This window comes from Tardiphaga sp. 862_B3_N4_1, from assembly GCF_051811085.1.
GTDB lineage: Bacteria > Pseudomonadota > Alphaproteobacteria > Rhizobiales > Xanthobacteraceae > Tardiphaga > Tardiphaga robiniae.
The window spans coordinates 2640975-2657898 of record NZ_JBPWQB010000002.1 but is presented as its reverse complement, the minus strand read 5'-3'; the positions used below and the strand labels follow the sequence as shown (position 1 = coordinate 2657898).

Sequence of the window (16924 nt, the reverse complement as noted above, 5' to 3'; positions counted from 1 at the left end):
TCAGGCGAGCTTGCGCCTGTTCACATTCCGGTAGGCTTCAACGGCGCCGAACAGCGTCAGCGACAGCACGAACGGAATCAGGTGATAGAACAGCCGGAACAGCAGCAGCACAGCTAGTAGCTGTTCGGTATGTTCGCCGCCGAGCCCGACCAGGATCGTCGCATCGAACACGCCGATGCCGGCGGGCGCATGGCTGGCGAAGCCGAGCAGCGTGGCGGCGATGAAGACGACGATCACCTGCGCGACGCCGACATCCATCGTCACGGGGATCAGCACATACATCGTCAGCGCCGCCGCGCCGAGATCGACGAGCCCGATGCCAATCTGAAAGAACACGTTGCGCCCGCTCGGAACCGGCACCGACCAGTTGCGGCCACCGAGCGTCCGCATACCGTTCCATGTCCAGCCGACATAAGCGATGATACCCACGAGAATGGCCACCGCGATGAAGCGGTTGATCTCGGGCGAGAGCTGATCGATCCGGCTGATGGCGCCTGGCTCATGCAGGGTGCTGAGCGCCAGTGCGGTGAGATTGCCGAGCCAGAAGGTGAGCCCGGTCAGGAAGCAGATGCGCGCGACGCCGGCGGGGCCGATGCCATGCGGTGCATAGATCCGGTAGCGCACCGCCGATGACACCAGCAGCACGGCGCCGGTTCCGTGCGAAATCGGATAGCTGGTGAAATTGGCCAGCGCTGCAACCCTGAAAGGAATGTCCCCTCGCCCGATCATCTGCAGCGCCAGCCAGTCATACAGCGTCAGGCTGCCATAGGAGATCGCCACCAGCACCAGCGCCAGCGCGATGCTGCCTGGCGGTACCATGTGCATGGCAGACAGCACGTGGGCGAAATCCACGCCCTTGAGCGCCTTGGACAGCGCCATAAACGCAATCGTAGCAATTGCTATGCTAAGGAGCGCGCCAAGCCACCTCCAGCTGAGGCGCGTACGCATCAGCTGCATGATATTTTTCAATGCGGGTGGCACATTGTTCTACTTTTCATTAGGTCTGAGCACGCCGTGATTCGCGCATGTGTTCGCGCGTTCTGTTGCACGTCCATGTGACAGCTGCGCAAAAGCAGCGTTTTGGCGTCATCCAACAATCCGGTGATTTCCAGATTTCGCCCCCGCCATGTCGCATCAAGGTCATGCGGGTTCCGTAAGCCATGCGCACTAAATGCACTGATTCATCCAAGCAGGACACCATGTCGACCGAGACCGAATATCAGCTCACCGAAAACCAGTGGGACACACTGCGGATGCTTCGCCCAGCGATCCTGCCACCGGCCAAGCTGAACCGTTACGTGCTCGATCAGCTGGTTGCGATGGGACTGGTTGCGCTATCGGACACTGATCCGGCGCTGACACCCACGGGCCGCGCCGTGGTTCTGCGCGGCTGTCCGCGACTGTGGGATCTGGCAGCGTGAGCCGGGGCCTTCGCCGTTAGGGCGCTTCCGCCCGCTGAAGCAGAAATGCGAGCGCGTCCTCGCAGCGATCTTCGACTTTGAAGCTGAGAAACTCGTCGGCGCGCGTGCGGCCGAGATTGACCGCGGCAATCGGAATTCCCGCGCGCACCGCCGCTTGCACGAAGCGAAAGCCGGAATAGACCATCAAAGACGAACCGGCGATCAGCATGGCATCGGCGTTCTGCAGGTGGCCGAGCGCGGCATCGACGAATGCGCGCGGCACGCTCTCGCCGAAGAACACGACATCCGGCTTGAGGATGCCGCCGCAGATCTCGCAGGCCGGCACCACGAATGATGCGAAATCGACGCCCTCCAGATCGGCATCGCCATCGGGCGCGACGGCCGCATCGAACTCGAGCCAGCCAGGGTTCAGGTGACCCATCTCGTGCTGGAATTCATCGCGCTGGATCCGGCGTTCACATCCCATGCAGCGCACGAGATCGAGCCGGCCGTGAAGATCGATGACCTTCTTGCTGCCTGCCGACTGATGCAGCCGGTCGACATTCTGCGTGAGCAGAACCTCGCATTTTCCGATCTGTTCGAGCCGCGCCAGCGCGTGATGCGCATCGTTCGGCCGCGCTTGGCCGAACCGACGCCAGCCAATGAGACTGCGCGCCCAATAACGCTGCCGCGTCAGTTCCTCGCCCATGAAGGCTTGGAAAGTCACAGGCTGCGTGCGCTTCCAGTTGCCGTCGGTGTCGCGATAATCGGGAATGCCCGAATTGGTGCTGCAGCCCGCACCGGTCAGGACAAACAGACGTTGATGGCGATCGACGAAGTCGCGAAGGACATTGGGTGGGGTCATAGGGGACGTTTATCTCTCGGCAGCAAATCATGCCAAACCGCCGCGGACGCGGCATCTAGGACTGCATATGTAGGGAGGGAATTCGGCGATTCCACCACTCGAGATCACGCCACAGCGTCGAACATCGCTGGCGAGGGGATGAACCGGTTTGTTCATGAGTGGAGACAAGGTGCTTGCGACAGTAGGAATGACTTATTTTATCTCTGCAATTGATCGACGTGAATTGCTCAAAACCTTTTTACCAAGACTTCAGACCCTGGCGGAAAACATTTCCCGAAGCGCCGCGGCGCTCAGGTAAATGAACCGCAACAGAAGCGATCGATTTTCCGCATCAGCCGCGCGCAGCACCAGATTGAATCCGTCATACTGGAAATATCTATGTCGGCGGCTAACACGCGCGGTCGCTTGCCGAAACGAAATCAATGGACGCTCCGCTTGGCCCAACCATAGGCGACCATTGCATCGTGAAACGCATTCCTAGCGTCAACAGTGCTGGCCGAATCTTCGCTCGCCGCAGTTAGCCTGCTGACGACGTCAACCCATTGAGGGGACGCGCGGGTTTCAGCTTCGACATAGCGCCGAATCCATCTCAGCGCCGAAACGACCGACAGCAGCTTCCGATCACCAGTCGGAGTCTGGCCAGGCGCATCAGCTGTCAAATTGATCGGCGCGAAGATGACCTGCACCGTTACCCCGTCGGTTAGCGGATGAAGTCCAAGCTAGTATGGCGCAAAATACAAGGTACCCGCAAAGTCACGAAATTCAATTTGGAAACAGGCGCCCGTAGGACCGCGCTGATGCCCATGAACCAATATGCTAACGAGAACCCAACCGGCTGTTCGTCATCGGACTGTTCAATGTTCCACCCATCCGCGCCTCGAACGGCAGGTTCAAGATCGCGACAAAAGTCAATGCCGGTTACTAGGTCCGACTCCATGCTTCGGCATGGTGGTTCCTGTCGGCCTTGCGCCATGAGCCAACCCTAGCGATGACCAAGCACGCGCAGCCTCAAACATGAATTTACTTGTCGAGCTTGAACACCATCTGTGTCGGGCGCACGAACCGCAATGCGATCAGAAGCAGCGTCATGACCATCACCATGTAGATCACGGCCATGGCATCGATGGAATAGACGGGGCGAACACCACCGGCAAACATATTGTAGAATAACGCGACGACGAGCGTCTGCGATCCACCGCCGCCGAGGAGAAATGCGAGCTCGAAATTCGATATCGTATTGACCAGCACAAGGACGCCGGCGGTCAGTATTCCCGGTACCATCAGGGGAAACAGAATCCGCCTGAAAATCTGAGCCCGGCTTGCGCCAAGCATTGACCCGCTCCATTCCAGATTGACGCTGATCTGCTCGAAAAATGGCATCAACACGAAGACGGCCAACGGGACCATCGGCACCAGGACCGCCAGAATCACGCCGACGACGGATCCGCCGACCCCGTATCGATAAAGAGTAGTCGCCAGCGGAATCCCGTAAGTCATTTGTGGGATGACCAGCGGCAGAAAATACAGCAGCAGAATGACCGATTTGAATCGGAAATTTCGTCGCGCAAGAATGTAAGCGGCCGGAAATCCAATGGCCAATGCAAGGAAGACGACAACGACTACGATTAGCAGCGTGACACCTAACACCTGCCCCAGATCGAAATTCTTCCACGCATAAGCGAACCAGTCCGTCGTATAGGCCGGCGGCAGCAGGCCGCCGAACCAACGCTTGGCAAACGAGCTCACGACAACATGCGACACGATCCCAAGCATGTTGAGGATGAAACCCACAATGAACAGATAGAGCGAGAGCTTCCACATTCTGCTTCGCATTGTGCGGCCCTATCTCTTTCCGACGCCCATGGTCGCTGCCGGCGACAACCGGCGACGGAACAGGATGATCACCAGCAGCGCTGCCAGCTGACACAGGCCCATAATCACTGCGATCGCGGAAGCAGCCGACATGTCATATTGTTCGAAGGCCTTCTGATAGGCCGCAATAGAGATCGTGCGCGTGGTACCCGCCGGCTGCCCGAGCATGATGGCCGAGGGAAAGACCGCAAAGCTCATGACGAACACCAGTGCGAATGCGATGGCAAGACCGGGCGCGATGAGCGGCAACATCACGCGTCGGAAGACAATCGAAGGTGTCGCACCAAGCATCCGCGCCGAGCGTTCAAGGCTGGGATCGATGCCGGATATGTATCCCAGCAGCATCAGGAAACAGAACGGAAACTGCTGCATGAACAACGCCAGCATAACGCCAGCGTAGTTATGGGTCAGAATGAACGGCTCTTTGATAAGCCCTAATCCGAGAAGGACCTGATTGAACCAACCCTGCGAACCATAGAAACCCAAGATACCTTCCGACAGCAGGATCACGCCAAGCGAAATAGGCATGATCAAGATCGTCGTCACGGTCCGTTCCATGAAAATGCCCCGGCGCATGCCGTAAGCCAGCCAAAGAGCGAGCAGAAGGACAACGATCGTAGTGGGAATCGCCAGACTGAAGGTGATCCAGATCGTACCATACTGATAGGGATCGCTGAAGAAGGTGAGATAGTTCGCGAGGCTGAAGCCGCCAACCTTTTGCGGCTGAAGGCTGAGATAGACACCATACAGAAACGGATAGACGAACATGCAGAGAACGTAGAGCAAGGACGGCAGCAAACAGAAGAATGCCAGCGCGTCGAATTCGCTCTTCTCATCGTTGGCTACGGCGCGCATTATTTTCTCGCCTATTCCGCAGGAAGCAGGACGACCTTGTCGATCGGAAACTGAAGGCCAATCGTGTCGGTGGTTCGTATCGCCTCGGCGGTGCGTAACCAGACTCGCGTGTTGTCATTGATGCGTATGGCGGCTTCCTGTTCCCGACCGAGATACTCGACCACTTCGACACGGCCACTAACATCTTCGGCACCGGAAACCACCTCACCGCCCGCCCGGATATCGTCCGGACGTATCGCCATCACCATGTCGGTATCCGCTCGCACATCGACCCCTGCCCGCGCGCGAATCCGGATTCCGTCACCAACGCCCTCGGCGATCCCGTCCAACACCGACGCGATCCTGACCTTGAAGAAATTCCGAAAGCCCATGAAGTCCGCCACGAAGACGTTCTTCGGCCGGTCGTGGATTTCCTGTGGGGTGCCCGACTGCATCAGGACGCCATTGCGCAGCACCACGATCCTGTCCGATAGCGACAATGCTTCGGCCTGGTCGTGGGTCACGTAGATCGACGTCAGCCCCAGCGCGGCGTGGATCTGCTTGATCTCCGCACGCATCTCGACCCTTAGCTTCGCGTCGAGATTCGAAAGCGGCTCGTCGAACAACATCAGGCGCGGATGCAACACGAGGGCACGCGCAATCGCAACGCGTTGCTGCTGACCGCCGGAGAGCTGGCCCGGATAGCGCTCCTCATAGCCGGTCAATTGCACCAGCTTGAGCATCGCATCGGTGCGCTTCTTGATCTCCTCCTTGGACAATGGCTTCAAGGTGAGCCCGAACGAAACGTTGTCGAAGACCGTCATGTGAGGAAACAGCGCGTAGTTTTGAAACACCATTCCGAACGCGCGCTTCTCGGGCGGCAGATGATCGACCCGCGCCCCATTGAGCCTGATCTCGCCCTCGGTCGCCGCAATCAGGCCAGCGACGATCGACAAGGCCGTCGACTTTCCGCATCCACTCGGTCCGAGAAAGGTGACGAACTCGCCCTTTCGGATATCGAGTTCAAGGTTGTCCAGCACGGTCTTGTTGCCATAGCGCTTGGTGATTCCAAGCTTCAGCGAGTCCAACGTATCTCCCGGCCCGTTCATGTCGTCCCGTTTCTGAGTAAGAAGCAACAAAGCCACCGGCGGGTCCGTGCATGCGGACCCACACGCTCATCGAATGGATTACTTCTTGACCTGGTTTGCGCCCACTTCCCGGTCCCAACGGTCCATCGCGTAGCTCAATTCCTTCACGCCGAGCGGCGGGGATACTTTCCATTTGGTGCCGACCTCGTCGTATTCGGGCCGCCAGAACTCCTTCACCAGTTCCTGAATCTCCTTGGGTGCCTTTTCCATGGTGGCCGCGGTGATCGTCGGCCCAATGAAGCCCGGCCAGGAAAGCACCTGCTGCTCGGGCCGGCGCATGAACTTCATGAGATCGAGAATGACGTCGACCTGTTCTTTCGGCACGCCTGTGGGGATGCACCAGTAATGTCCGTCGACCACGAAGGTCGTGTTCTGAAGGATGGTGATCTTGGAGTCCGGCGGGATGACGCTCTGGGCGCGGGGCTTCATGTCCCATTCCATGATGCCGGCAATCATCCAACGTTGCCCCTGGGCGAATTCCTTCAACGTGATCGCGGTGCCCGTCGGATAGTATTCGACGTATTGCCCAAGCTCCTTCAGATAGGCCCAGGTCTTGTCCCACCCCTTGTCGGGATCAAGCGGCTTTGAGTCATTCAGGATGTGGGCCATGCCCAGTACGATCGACCGTCCCGGTCCGCTATTCGCCGGACGCGCATACATCAGCCGGCCCGGATTTGCCTTTGCCCAGGCCAACAATTCTTCGGCGGTTTTCGGCGGGTTGGGCACCTTGCTGGGATTGTAGACGAACACCGGCCCGCCGGCGTTGCCCACCGACGGCACCATATAATCGCGGCCTTCGTCGTATAGCGCCTTGCCGGCAGGCGTCATCTCATCGCGCGGAAACTGTTTCTCGAAGTCAGGAATCTTGATCAGCTGGTTGTTGGCAGCGAGAAACGCGCCACCGTCCTGTCCGGTCAGCACAAGGTTGATGTCCAGCCGTCCGGCATCCTGCTGAGCTTTGATCTTGGCCGGCAGCTCCGGCGCCGGCGCACGCTGAATCCTGATCTCCTTGATCTTGTCGGGATTGGCCTTCTTGTAGTTCTCGATGATGACCTGGGTAGATGCGAGATCGCCACCGGTATCGATGATCGAGAGAACGATCGGCTCGGCGGCCCTCAGGGATTCACCAGCGAAGGCCGTCACGGCGAGGACAGCCACGGCGCCGGCAAACGGGCGCAATAATGCATTCGGACAGATCCGCATTTCCGATTCCTCCCTGGCATATGCACCCGCGTCGCGCGCGGTTGTCATTTATTTGTAAACACAGCATCGACGAGTTGGGCGACATCTGTCAAGCATTGGGAGATCGCAATCGGCCGATCATGAGCGGGACTTGCTGATGTCGCGATGTCGCACCTTGCCCGTCTTGCTCGTTCGCATATCAGTCTGTGACGTCATACCCGACCCTAAGAGCCGACAAGTCGGCGCCTTGAGAAGGTCGGCCATCGGGAGAAACGCATGCCAATTGGAGTCGGCCTGATTGGGCTCGGAATGGCGGTGAAGCCGCATATTCTTTCGTTACTTGAATTGCAGGCGCAGGGACGGATTACGATCGTCGGCGGATTTGCGCCGTCAGCGGACCGGCGGTCAGCGTTTTCACAGCAGTGGGGCGTTCCGGTTTTCGATAGCCAAGAGGATTTGCTGTCGCGCTCGGATCTCGATCTCGTCCTGATACTGACGCCCCCTGGAAGGCATCTGGCGACCGTGCAGGCTGCAGCCGCAGCAGGGAAGCACATTCTGGTGGAGAAGCCCGTCGAGATATCGGTTGCCAGGGGTGAGGAACTCGCGGCCGTCACGGAGGCTGCTGACGTGCGGTGCGGCGTGTGCCTGCAACATCGCTTTCGTCCCGCAGCACTACGCCTGAAGGCTGTGCTGGATCAAGGAGATCTGGGCGATATCCTGTCGGCGAGTGCATCGATCCGCTGGTGGCGTGATGACGCCTATTTCCGTCAACCGGGCCGCGGCATGAAGGCTCGCGATGGCGGCGGCGTATTGCTCACGCAGGCCATCCATACGCTTGATCTGCTTCTGCATTTCGTGGGGCCGCACAAGGACGTCGCCGGTTTTGCATCGACCTCACCGCTCCGAACGATCGATACTGAAGACGTGACCGCGGCCGCGGTCCGTTTCCAAAGCGGTGCCATCGGCGTGCTCGATGCCACCAGTGTTGCGCGGCCCGGCTATCCGGAGCGTATCGAAATCGCGGGCACGCGCGGTTCGGCCTATCTCGAGACGTTTCAATTGGTCATCCATCGTCACGAAGGCCCGCCAGAGACCGTCGGGACTGCGCAATCCGGCGGCGGAGGCGCCGATCCGATGGCATTCGATCACGGGCCACATCGGGGGGTGATCACCGAGATGCTGGATGCAATCGAACAACGACGCGAGCCGTTCAATAGCGTGCGCTCCGCTCTTCACGTGCAGCGGCTGATCGAGGCTTGGCTGTCAGACGCCGCCGCCCGCGATTGACCGGACGCCCTCACGGCCGCTCGCGCCTAAGCAGTTTGGCCAGCGCTACAATCCCGGATTGTCAGCGGCAGTGCACCGACTTGTCAAAAAGATGTAATGTTGCCAAAGACTGGAGCATGTTCGGAGCAAGGACGGGGTGAACATGGGCTCAACGGTCAAGCGGGACGACATTCCGGAGCGCCCGGCTGTGACGGGAAAGCTTAGCGACCGCGTCTACGATCATGTCCTCAGCCAGATCACGGTCGGAATCTACCCGGTCAATGCGCGGCTTCCTCCCGAGACACGCCTGGCAGATCAGCTTGGCGTTTCGCGCCCGGTCGTCCGTGAAGCACTGATGCGGCTGCGCGATGACGGCGTCGTCGCATCGCGGCAGGGCGCCGGTTCGTTCGTGATGCGACGTCCCGCGGCAGACGTTTACAACTACGCTCCTGTGGGAAGCATTGCCGATATACAGCGCTGTTTCGTATTTCGCATCGGCATCGAAGGAGAAGCTGCCGCGCTTGCCGCGCGCGATCACGATCCGGAAGGTCTGCGCCGGATCAGCGAAGCAATCGCAGCACTTGATCAAGTGATCGCAGATGCCGCGCTTGGCGTAGAGGAAGACATCGCGTTCCACCGCTCAGTCGCAGAGGCCACCGGCAACCGCTTCTTCGCGGCGACTCTCGCCGCGATCCAGTCTCAGGTGAGCGTGGGTATCACGCTCAATCGAAATCTCTCCTTGATCCAGCCTCGCGACCGACTTCTGCGTGGGCAAGAGGAGCACCGGGCCGTGCTCGATGCAATCGCCTCCAGAGACGAAGCCGGAGCGCGCGAAGCCATGCGGTCGCATATCGAGAATGCCCGCAAGCGCGTTTTTGAAGGCGGATAGCGGCGCACAGCAGCAACTCGCGCGCCCGGGCGGTTGTACTCAGATGAAAATGGGGAGATTTTTGACAGACGGCGGCGCCGTAAAATGACGCTAAGTCATTGAAATCATGGTCGGAGTGGCAGGATTCGAACCTGCGACCCCTGCGTCCCGAACGCAGTGCTCTACCGGGCTGAGCCACACTCCGACTAAGAGCGCGGCTTATAGCCTTGGGTTTCGCATCCTGCAAGAACCCCGGTAAAGAAGCCTGACCAATTTTGAAGACAAGGATCTGCCCTGCATGGCCGTAGGCCTGACCACCCGGATGAGCCCCGCCGACGCCGCCCATATCGCGGAGGCGGCGCGCTGCCTGCGCGCGGGCGGGCTGCTGGCGTTCCCGACCGAGACGGTCTACGGGCTCGGCGCCGATGCAGCCAATCCACGGGCCGTGGCGGGGATCTATGAGGCCAAGGGACGGCCGTCGTTCAATCCGCTGATCGCCCATGTAGCCGATCTCGCCGCAGCCCGGCGCATTGCCCGATTCGATGCGCGCGCGCTGGCGCTTGCCGAGGCGTTCTGGCCGGGGCCACTGACGCTGGTGCTGCCCAAGGCGGCGGACTGCCCGGTGGCTGATCTGGCCACCGCCGGCCTCGACACCATTGCCATTCGTGTGCCGGCCCATCCCGTGGCCCACGCGCTCCTGCAGGCCTTTGGCGGTGCCGTGGTGGCGCCGTCAGCCAATATCTCCGGGCATGTCTCGCCGACCACCGCAGCCCATGTGCTGAGCGATCTGGATGGCCGGATCGACATGATTCTCGATGGCGGACCGGTTGAAGTGGGCGTTGAATCCACCATCGTCGGTTGTTTCGACACGCCGATGCTGCTCCGCCCCGGTGGCCTGCCGCGCGAAGCGATCGAACAGGTATTGGGCCAGCCGCTGGCGAGCCCGCCGGACGAACCCGCAAGCGATACAAACCAGCCGCTGGCGCCGGGCATGCTGGCCTCGCATTATGCACCGCGGACACGGGTGCGGCTGCTGGCCGAGGCCGTGAATCCCGGCGAGGCATTGCTGGCTTTTGGGCCGGCGTCATTGCCGGGTATGGAGGCCGCCGCTGCTATCCTGAATTTGTCCGAACAGGGCGATCTCGGGGAAGCCGCCACCAATCTTTTCGGCTATCTTCGCGCGCTCGACGCCGCTGCTATGGCTTCGGGCGCGAGCGGCATCGCGGTGATGCCGGTGCCGAACCATGGGCTCGGCGAAGCCATCAATGACCGGCTGCGCCGCGCGGCCGTGTAACGCGAACACGAGACCAAGAAACGCGCCAAGAAAATATCCAAGGGAATAGTTATGAATATCGTCCAGCCGAAGCCGCCCACGCTTTCTCCCGAAACCATTGCGCGCTTCCGGGCCATCGTCGGCGACAAATACGCCATCACCGATCAGGCCGACGTGCATCAATACGTCACCGAGGATCGCAACCTGTTTTTCGGCACCTCGCCGCTGGTACTGCGCCCAGGCTCGACCGCCGAAGTCGCCGCGATCTGCAAACTCGCCACCGAGACCCGCACCGCACTGGTGCCGCAAGGCGGCAATACCGGGCTCGTCGGCGGCCAGACGCCCTATGGCGGCGAGGTCGTGCTGTCGATGCGCCGGATGGACAAGGTGCGCGATCTGGACACCTCGTCCAACACCATGACGGTGGAAGCCGGCCTCGTGCTGCAGGTCGCGCAGCAGCGCGCCGCCGAAGCCGACCGGCTGTTTCCGCTGTCGCTGGGCTCCGAAGGCAGCTGCACCATCGGCGGCAATCTCTCCAGCAATGCCGGCGGTACGACCGCCCTCGCCTATGGCGTCGCGCGGGAGATGGCCCTCGGCCTCGAAGTCGTGCTGGCCGATGGCCGCATTCTCAATGGCCTGTCGAAGCTGAAGAAGGACAATACCGGTTACGACCTGCGCAATATCTTCATCGGCGCTGAAGGCTCGCTCGGCATCATCACCGCGGCAACGCTGAAACTGTTTCCGAAGCCGCGCGCGGTCGAGACCGCCTTTGTCGGCCTGAAGTCGCCGGACGATGCGCTGAAGCTGCTCAGCATCTCCCGCTCCGAGGCCGGCGGCAACCTCACCAGTTTCGAACTGATCGCCGATATCGCTGTCGATTTCAGCGTCCGTCACGGTATCGGCATTCGCGATCCGCTCTCCAGCAAACACGCCTGGTATGTCTTGATGGAATTGTCGTCGGGACGCGACGATGCCCGCGCGACATTGGAGGCGATCCTCGAACGCGGCTTCGAAGACGGCATCGTGGATGACGCCGTGATTGCCGAAAATATCGCCCACCGTCAGGCGTTCTGGAAACTGCGCGAGGAAATCTCGCCAGCGCAGAAGCCGGAAGGCGGATCGATCAAGCACGATATCTCGGTGCCGGTCGCTTCCGTGCCCGCCTTCATCGCCGAAGCCAATGCGGCCGTCGTGAAGCTGATGCCCGGCGCACGTCCGGTGCCGTTCGGTCATCTCGGCGACGGCAACATCCACTACAATGTCACGCAGCCCAAGGAGACGCTCGGCGACAGCGACGGCCGCGAGAAATTCCTGGCGCGCTGGCACGACGTCAACGAAGTCGTCTTCGACGTCGTGTTGCGCATGGGCGGTTCGATCTCCGCCGAACATGGCATCGGCCAGATGAAGGCGGCTGAGCTGCCCTCGGTGAAGGACCCCGTCGCCATCGAGCTGATGCGCAGCTTGAAGGCGATGCTGGATCCGCTGAACATCCTCAATCCGGGCAAGGTGCTGCTGCCGGTGCAACATTGAAAGTTGCCCGGCTCGTCGACACCGACATTCAAGCGGTCGTTCAGCTCTGGCTGCGCTGCGGACTGGTGCGGCCCTGGAACGATCCGGAGGCCGATATCAGGCTGGCGCGCACAGGCACCAATGCCGATGTCCTGGTCGGTCGCAAGGGAAGGACCATCGTCGCCTCCGTGCTGGTCGGCCATGATGGCCATCGCGGCTGGGTCTATTACGTCTCGGTCGATCCCGACCACCAGCGCCAGGATTTCGGCCGCGGCATCATGAGTGCAGCCGAAGACTGGCTGCGCGAGCGCGGCATCGAGAAGATGCAGCTCATGGTGCGCTCGGATAATACCAAGGTGCAGGCGTTTTATGAGTCGCTCGGCTATGGCGAACAGAAGCGCGTGATCTATGCCAAGTGGCTCGACGGACGGCCGCTGACGCCCTGAACTAGAACAATGATCCCTGCCCGTCGTCCTCGACCACCACGACCTTGCGCGGCGCCCTCATCGGCTTCACCTGCTCCACAGCGGCCTCTTCCGCCGAGATCGGCAGGATCAGTTGCGCATCGTCATTGGCCACCTTGTTGACGGCCATCGCCACCGGATGCCAGGCGAAGGTGCCGTCTGCGGGCGCAGCGAGCATCGTCATCACGTCGGACGCGCTATCCGAACTGCAATCGAGCCACTGGCCGAAATGATCGGGTGCGATCGTCACCGGCACGCGATGGTGCAGTACCGACATGCCCGTGCTGGCTTCCGCAGTGATGATCGCAACCGTGTCGACTTCTTCGCCGTTCGGTCCCATCCAGGTCTCCGCAAGACCTGCGAATCCCATAGGCCCGCCTGCACGTGGGTGGATAAAATACGGTTGTTTGCGTTCACCGCGATTTTGCCATTCGTAATAGCCATCGGCCGGAATCAGACAGCGGCGGCGGCGAATCGCGTTTTTGAAGGCCGGCTTTTCTTGCACCGTCTCGGCGCGTGCATTAATCAGAAGCGTAAACTTCCGCGGGTCCTTGACCCAGGAGGGCAAAAGGCCCCATCGCATTAGACGGAAATGCCGGGATCCGTTTTCAACGATGACAACAGGAACCGGCTGCGTCGGCGCAATATTGTACCTCGCAGGAAAATTCGGTTGCTCGATATAACTGAATACCTGCCGTAACGCTTCCGGCGCTGATGTAATGACAAACCGCCCGCACATTCTCGATCCGCAATCCTGCCTCTTCAGGCGGTTTTAACCCAAAACCCCAACAGTGCGACATATGACCCTGACGGCCATACAACCGGCGCAGCATGACCATCACGATCTGGCCAGTGCCGGTGCCGGCCCCGTCGCGTCCGCTGCCGAGCTGATGGCCGCCAATATCAACCCACGCACGGGTCTGGCGACCGACTATCTCAATCACTTCAATGAAGCCATCATGTTGCTCGAGCTGATCCCGGACATGCCGGACTGCTATGAGCTGTTCCTGGAATGGCAGCCGCTCAGCTATGCCGAGCACTTCATCAAATCCAACTTCAAGGCACGCGATCTCGCCATCGCATCCTATGAGGCTGCACGCCCGGCCATCCGTGCAGAATTCGATGCGCTGGTCGCGAACATGACGCAAATCCTGACAACTGTCGGCGAAGCCATGCGCACCGTGCAGCAGGACCGGACCCGCGCCATGCTGGCCGAACAGGCTGCCGGCTGGGTCAAGCCCATGGTCGGAACGGCCGGCGGCATTATCAACGGCCGCGATCAGGAATCCGACATCGATAGCATTATGGCGCAATGACCTCGTGACCGACACGCCTCCTACCCATCCGCAGCTCGCTACCAGCGCCGCCATCTTCCGGGATGGCAAGGTACTGCTGGTCCGCCGCGCCCGCTCGCCGGGCAAGGGCTTCTATTCGCTCCCCGGCGGACGCGTGGAATTCGGCGAATCCCTCGCCGTCGCGCTCGCACGCGAGGTGATGGAGGAAACCGGGCTGACCATCGATATTGTCGGCCTGTCCGGCTTCCGCGAAGTGCTGCCCAACGACAAGGTCGCGGGGCATTACCTGATCATGTCCTTTGCCGCTCGCTGGGTGGCTGGCGAGCCCGAGCTGAATGACGAACTTGACGATTTCCAGTGGGTCGCGCCGGACGATCTCGGCGCCTTCAAAACCACCGATGGCCTCGGCCCGATCCTCGCTATGGCGGAAGATCTGGTCGGACCATAGATAGCTCCTTGCCGCACCAGCAGCGTTGCCTTGCTTCAGACGCCTTGAAAAGGCATATCAGCCGGGTTCCGGGACCATTCATGTTGAAGCATCTGCTCATCATTCTGACCATTGCGATGACCTGCGCTGGCTCTGCCCGGGCACAGGACACGGCTGCGCCGTTCGACAATGACCTGCAGCGGATGTCCGAGATTCTCGGCGCGCTGCATTATCTGCGCGGCATCTGCGGCAACAACGAAGGCAACAAATGGCGCAACGAAATGCAGGCGCTGGTCGATGCCGAGACGCCGTCGGGCGAGCGCCGCGCCCGCATGATCGCCGGTTTCAACCGCGGCTATAACGGCTTCCAGCAGACCTACCGGACCTGCACGCCTGCTGCCAGTATCGCGATCCGCCGCTATATCGACGAAGGCTCGCGGATCTCGCGCGATCTCACCGCAAGGTATGCGAACTAGATGAAGCCACATGCCATCGACACTGTCTTTTTCGATCTCGACGGGACGCTGACCGATCCCAAGATCGGCATCACGGGCTCGATCCAGTATGCGCTCGGCAAGCTCGGGCTTCCCGTCCCGACACAGGACGAACTGACCTGGTGCATCGGCCCACCGCTGCGCGCCAGCTTCGTGGCACTGCTCGGCAGCGAGAAAGATGCCGATCGCGGCGTCGAACTCTATCGCGAACGCTTCGGCACGATCGGCCTGTTCGAGAACACGCTTTATGATGGCATCACCGCGACGCTCGATACGTTGCACACAACAGGCCGCCGGCTGTTTGTCGCCACCAGCAAGCCGCATGTATTTGCCGATCGCATCGTCGATCACTTCGGCCTGCGCCAATACTTCACGCGCGTATTTGGCTCAGAGCTCGATGGCACTCGCGTCGACAAGAGCGACCTGCTGCGTTATGCGCTCGACGAAACCTCCGCCGATCCCGCGCGAGCGATCATGATCGGCGATCGCAAGCACGACATCATCGGCGCAGCGAATAACGGCATTCCGGCGATCGGCGTACTCTATGGCTATGGCGGCCGCGAGGAGCTAACGAGCGCCGGGGCGAAGCACCTGGTGACCTCGCCTGCAGAAATTCCAGGCTACATCAACTGACGCAGCACATCAGTGCTTGTTGACGCCCATATAGCCAAACAGGAATCCTGCAACCTTGCGCTTCTGGATTTCCTCGCTGCCTTCGGTGATGCGATAGCGACGGTGATGGCGATAGATGTGTTCGAACGGCTTGTGCCGTGAATAGCCCATGCCGCCATGCACCTGCATCGCGCGATCGGCGGACTCGCAGCACAGCCGGTTGGCCCAGTAGTTACACATCGACACCTTGTCGGACAGCGTGTGTTCGACCTGCGCCTGGGTGAGCTGGTCCATCTCCCACGCCGTCTTGCGGATCAGGAGTCGCAGCATCTCCGCCTGCGTCGCCAGCTCGACCAACGGAAACTGAATTCCCTGGTTGCGCGCCAGCTCCTCGCCGAACGGTTTTCGCTCGCGCGCATATTTCACGCTTTCATTGATGCAATAGACTGCGGCGCCGAGTGAGCTCGCCGCCTGACGGATGCGGTTCTCATGCACAAAGCACTGCGCCAGCGACAGACCACGACCGATCTCGCCGAACAGTGCATCATCCGGCACGAACACATCGGTGAATGACACGCGCGGATGGTCCGTGGGCATGTTGAAGGTCCACATATACTCTTCAATCTTCACGCCCGCAGCCTTCGCCGGCACCAGGAAACAGGTGATACCGCGCGCATCGCCATCGTTCCCCGACGTGCGCGCGAACAGCGCGCAATGCGTGGCCACGTGCATGCCCGTGGTCCACATCTTCTCGCCGTTGATGACCCAGCCCTTAACGCCATCACGCGTCGCCTCGACGGCCGTCGTCTCCATATGCGTGGCATCGGAGCCGTGCTCGGGTTCGGTGAGGCCGAAGGTGATGCGATATTTGCCGGTGATCGAGCCCTCGATCATCTCCTTCTGGTCCTCGCGGCCGTAACGATCCAGCATCGTCACCAGCGGCAGATTGCCGACAATGGAATGTTCGTTCTGCAGATCGTTGTGCAGGCCGAGGCCTTTGGCGGCGAAATGTTCGCGGATGACAGCCATCCAGAGATTGCTGCCATCTTTGCCGCCATAGCGCTTTGGGATTGCAAAGCGCAGATGGCCGGCGCCGTCGGCGAGTTTCTTCGCCTGACGCAGCAGCTGCTCCCATTCATGCCGCGGCAACCCGCCATTGTCGAAATCGGTGCGCGCCCATTCGCGGCGATGATCGAAGAAGCGGATATTGTCATCCCGCTCTTCGAGCGGTTTGATCTCGCGCAGGATGAATGAATCGAGTTCAGCGAGATAGGCGACCAGATCGGCCGGCAGGGAAAAATCCAAGGCGCTCTCCCGATTGTTTTCCGAGCTTTGTTGCTCTTGTTAATCGAGCGATTAAGATGGCATCGTCCGATCAAGTCAAGCGCGCCCGCGCGGCGTAAATTCTGCCTAAC

The 16924-nt window shown here is 60.5% G+C and carries 18 protein-coding genes and 1 tRNA gene; 10 read left to right on the top strand and 9 right to left on the bottom strand.

The genetic code is table 11. The features are described 5' to 3' along the window. Positions 1-879: a UPF0104 family protein gene (locus AB8B02_RS29850; RefSeq protein WP_120288457.1), complete on the bottom strand. Its 879-nt coding sequence runs from the start codon at positions 877-879 to the stop codon at positions 1-3. A gap of 320 nt (positions 880-1199) precedes the next feature. Between AB8B02_RS29850 and AB8B02_RS29845 the strand changes: the two genes are divergently transcribed. Beyond that, positions 1200-1421 (top strand): hypothetical protein, encoded by a 222-nt coding sequence (locus AB8B02_RS29845; RefSeq protein ID WP_092139391.1) that lies wholly within the window; start codon positions 1200-1202, stop codon positions 1419-1421. Positions 1422-1437: 16 nt separating this feature from the next. On the opposite strand, the gene AB8B02_RS29840 is transcribed toward AB8B02_RS29845, so the two are convergent. The 5 genes from AB8B02_RS29840 to AB8B02_RS29820 form a co-directional block, all read right to left on the bottom strand. After that, positions 1438-2265 carry an NAD-dependent protein deacetylase gene (locus AB8B02_RS29840; protein WP_120288456.1) on the bottom strand — a complete coding sequence of 276 codons (828 nt, stop codon included), beginning with the start codon at positions 2263-2265 and terminating at the stop codon, positions 1438-1440. Positions 2266-3285: 1020 nt separating this feature from the next. Next, entirely contained in the window at positions 3286-4086 is an 801-nt protein-coding gene (locus AB8B02_RS29835) for an ABC transporter permease (protein WP_244628390.1), read from the bottom strand. A 21-nt stretch (positions 4087-4107) separates the two neighbouring features. Beyond that, positions 4108-4992: an ABC transporter permease gene (locus AB8B02_RS29830; RefSeq protein WP_120288454.1), complete on the bottom strand. Its 885-nt coding sequence runs from the start codon at positions 4990-4992 to the stop codon at positions 4108-4110. A gap of 11 nt (positions 4993-5003) precedes the next feature. Beyond that, positions 5004-6059 carry an ABC transporter ATP-binding protein gene (locus AB8B02_RS29825; protein WP_439065876.1) on the bottom strand — a complete coding sequence of 352 codons (1056 nt, stop codon included), beginning with the start codon at positions 6057-6059 and terminating at the stop codon, positions 5004-5006. A gap of 99 nt (positions 6060-6158) precedes the next feature. Then, positions 6159-7322, bottom strand: coding sequence for an ABC transporter substrate-binding protein (locus AB8B02_RS29820; protein ID WP_158596752.1), 1164 nt, complete (start codon positions 7320-7322; stop codon positions 6159-6161). A gap of 255 nt (positions 7323-7577) precedes the next feature. Between AB8B02_RS29820 and AB8B02_RS29815 the strand changes: the two genes are divergently transcribed. Then, positions 7578-8588 (top strand): Gfo/Idh/MocA family protein, encoded by a 1011-nt coding sequence (locus AB8B02_RS29815; RefSeq protein ID WP_120288451.1) that lies wholly within the window; start codon positions 7578-7580, stop codon positions 8586-8588. Between the two features lie 142 nt (positions 8589-8730). Continuing rightward, positions 8731-9456 (top strand): FadR/GntR family transcriptional regulator, encoded by a 726-nt coding sequence (locus AB8B02_RS29810; RefSeq protein WP_120288450.1) that lies wholly within the window; start codon positions 8731-8733, stop codon positions 9454-9456. Positions 9457-9563: 107 nt separating this feature from the next. Here AB8B02_RS29810 and AB8B02_RS29805 read toward each other — a convergent pair. Continuing rightward, positions 9564-9640, bottom strand: a tRNA-Pro gene (locus AB8B02_RS29805). 93 nt (positions 9641-9733) lie between these two features. Between AB8B02_RS29805 and AB8B02_RS29800 the strand changes: the two genes are divergently transcribed. From AB8B02_RS29800 to AB8B02_RS29790, 3 genes are read left to right on the top strand one after another with little or no spacing between them, the layout of a single operon-like run. Next, the gene (locus tag AB8B02_RS29800; protein WP_120288449.1) at positions 9734-10729 is read left to right on the top strand and encodes an L-threonylcarbamoyladenylate synthase; all 996 of its coding nucleotides are present in this window, start codon (positions 9734-9736) and stop codon (positions 10727-10729) included. A gap of 51 nt (positions 10730-10780) precedes the next feature. Then, positions 10781-12238 carry an FAD-binding oxidoreductase gene (locus AB8B02_RS29795; protein ID WP_120288448.1) on the top strand — a complete coding sequence of 486 codons (1458 nt, stop codon included), beginning with the start codon at positions 10781-10783 and terminating at the stop codon, positions 12236-12238. Further along, positions 12235-12663: a GNAT family acetyltransferase gene (locus AB8B02_RS29790; protein ID WP_120288447.1), complete on the top strand. Its 429-nt coding sequence runs from the start codon at positions 12235-12237 to the stop codon at positions 12661-12663. The genes AB8B02_RS29795 and AB8B02_RS29790 overlap by 4 nt, the downstream gene beginning before the upstream one ends. A gap of 1 nt (position 12664) precedes the next feature. On the opposite strand, the gene AB8B02_RS29785 is transcribed toward AB8B02_RS29790, so the two are convergent. Then, positions 12665-13420, bottom strand: a complete 756-nt coding sequence (locus tag AB8B02_RS29785; protein ID WP_120288446.1) for an SOS response-associated peptidase — start codon at positions 13418-13420, stop codon at positions 12665-12667. A gap of 61 nt (positions 13421-13481) precedes the next feature. On the opposite strand from AB8B02_RS29785, the gene AB8B02_RS29780 reads away from it, so the two are divergent. The 4 genes from AB8B02_RS29780 to AB8B02_RS29765 all read left to right on the top strand — a co-directional run bounded on the left by AB8B02_RS29780 (position 13482) and on the right by AB8B02_RS29765 (position 15530). After that, positions 13482-13997 carry a hypothetical protein gene (locus tag AB8B02_RS29780; protein WP_120288445.1) on the top strand — a complete coding sequence of 172 codons (516 nt, stop codon included), beginning with the start codon at positions 13482-13484 and terminating at the stop codon, positions 13995-13997. A gap of 4 nt (positions 13998-14001) precedes the next feature. Further along, positions 14002-14424, top strand: coding sequence for an NUDIX hydrolase (locus tag AB8B02_RS29775; RefSeq protein WP_093759520.1), 423 nt, complete (start codon positions 14002-14004; stop codon positions 14422-14424). Between the two features lie 80 nt (positions 14425-14504). Continuing rightward, on the top strand, positions 14505-14879 hold the full coding sequence (locus AB8B02_RS29770; RefSeq protein WP_120288444.1) for a TIGR02301 family protein: 375 nt from the start codon (positions 14505-14507) through the stop codon (positions 14877-14879). Between the two features lie 15 nt (positions 14880-14894). Further along, on the top strand, positions 14895-15530 hold the full coding sequence (locus AB8B02_RS29765; RefSeq protein ID WP_120289111.1) for an HAD family hydrolase: 636 nt from the start codon (positions 14895-14897) through the stop codon (positions 15528-15530). A 9-nt stretch (positions 15531-15539) separates the two neighbouring features. On the opposite strand, the gene AB8B02_RS29760 is transcribed toward AB8B02_RS29765, so the two are convergent. Beyond that, a complete protein-coding gene (locus AB8B02_RS29760; protein ID WP_120288443.1) occupies positions 15540-16814 on the bottom strand; it encodes an acyl-CoA dehydrogenase family protein in 1275 nt (424 codons plus the stop codon). Positions 16815-16924: the final 110 nt, after the last annotated feature.

Coding starts and splice junctions, on each gene's coding strand:
- AB8B02_RS29835 (WP_244628390.1), bottom strand. CDS start 4,086: ATGTGGAAGCTCTCGCTCTATCTGTTCATTGTGGGTTTCATCCTCAAC.
- AB8B02_RS29850 (WP_120288457.1), bottom strand. CDS start 879: ATGGCGCTGTCCAAGGCGCTCAAGGGCGTGGATTTCGCCCACGTGCTG.
- AB8B02_RS29815 (WP_120288451.1), top strand. CDS start 7,578: ATGCCAATTGGAGTCGGCCTGATTGGGCTCGGAATGGCGGTGAAGCCG.
- AB8B02_RS29830 (WP_120288454.1), bottom strand. CDS start 4,992: ATGCGCGCCGTAGCCAACGATGAGAAGAGCGAATTCGACGCGCTGGCA.
- AB8B02_RS29820 (WP_158596752.1), bottom strand. CDS start 7,322: ATGCGGATCTGTCCGAATGCATTATTGCGCCCGTTTGCCGGCGCCGTG.
- AB8B02_RS29800 (WP_120288449.1), top strand. CDS start 9,734: ATGGCCGTAGGCCTGACCACCCGGATGAGCCCCGCCGACGCCGCCCAT.
- AB8B02_RS29780 (WP_120288445.1), top strand. CDS start 13,482: ATGACCCTGACGGCCATACAACCGGCGCAGCATGACCATCACGATCTG.
- AB8B02_RS29810 (WP_120288450.1), top strand. CDS start 8,731: ATGGGCTCAACGGTCAAGCGGGACGACATTCCGGAGCGCCCGGCTGTG.
- AB8B02_RS29795 (WP_120288448.1), top strand. CDS start 10,781: ATGAATATCGTCCAGCCGAAGCCGCCCACGCTTTCTCCCGAAACCATT.
- AB8B02_RS29840 (WP_120288456.1), bottom strand. CDS start 2,265: ATGACCCCACCCAATGTCCTTCGCGACTTCGTCGATCGCCATCAACGT.
- AB8B02_RS29785 (WP_120288446.1), bottom strand. CDS start 13,420: ATGTGCGGGCGGTTTGTCATTACATCAGCGCCGGAAGCGTTACGGCAG.
- AB8B02_RS29770 (WP_120288444.1), top strand. CDS start 14,505: ATGTTGAAGCATCTGCTCATCATTCTGACCATTGCGATGACCTGCGCT.
- AB8B02_RS29845 (WP_092139391.1), top strand. CDS start 1,200: ATGTCGACCGAGACCGAATATCAGCTCACCGAAAACCAGTGGGACACA.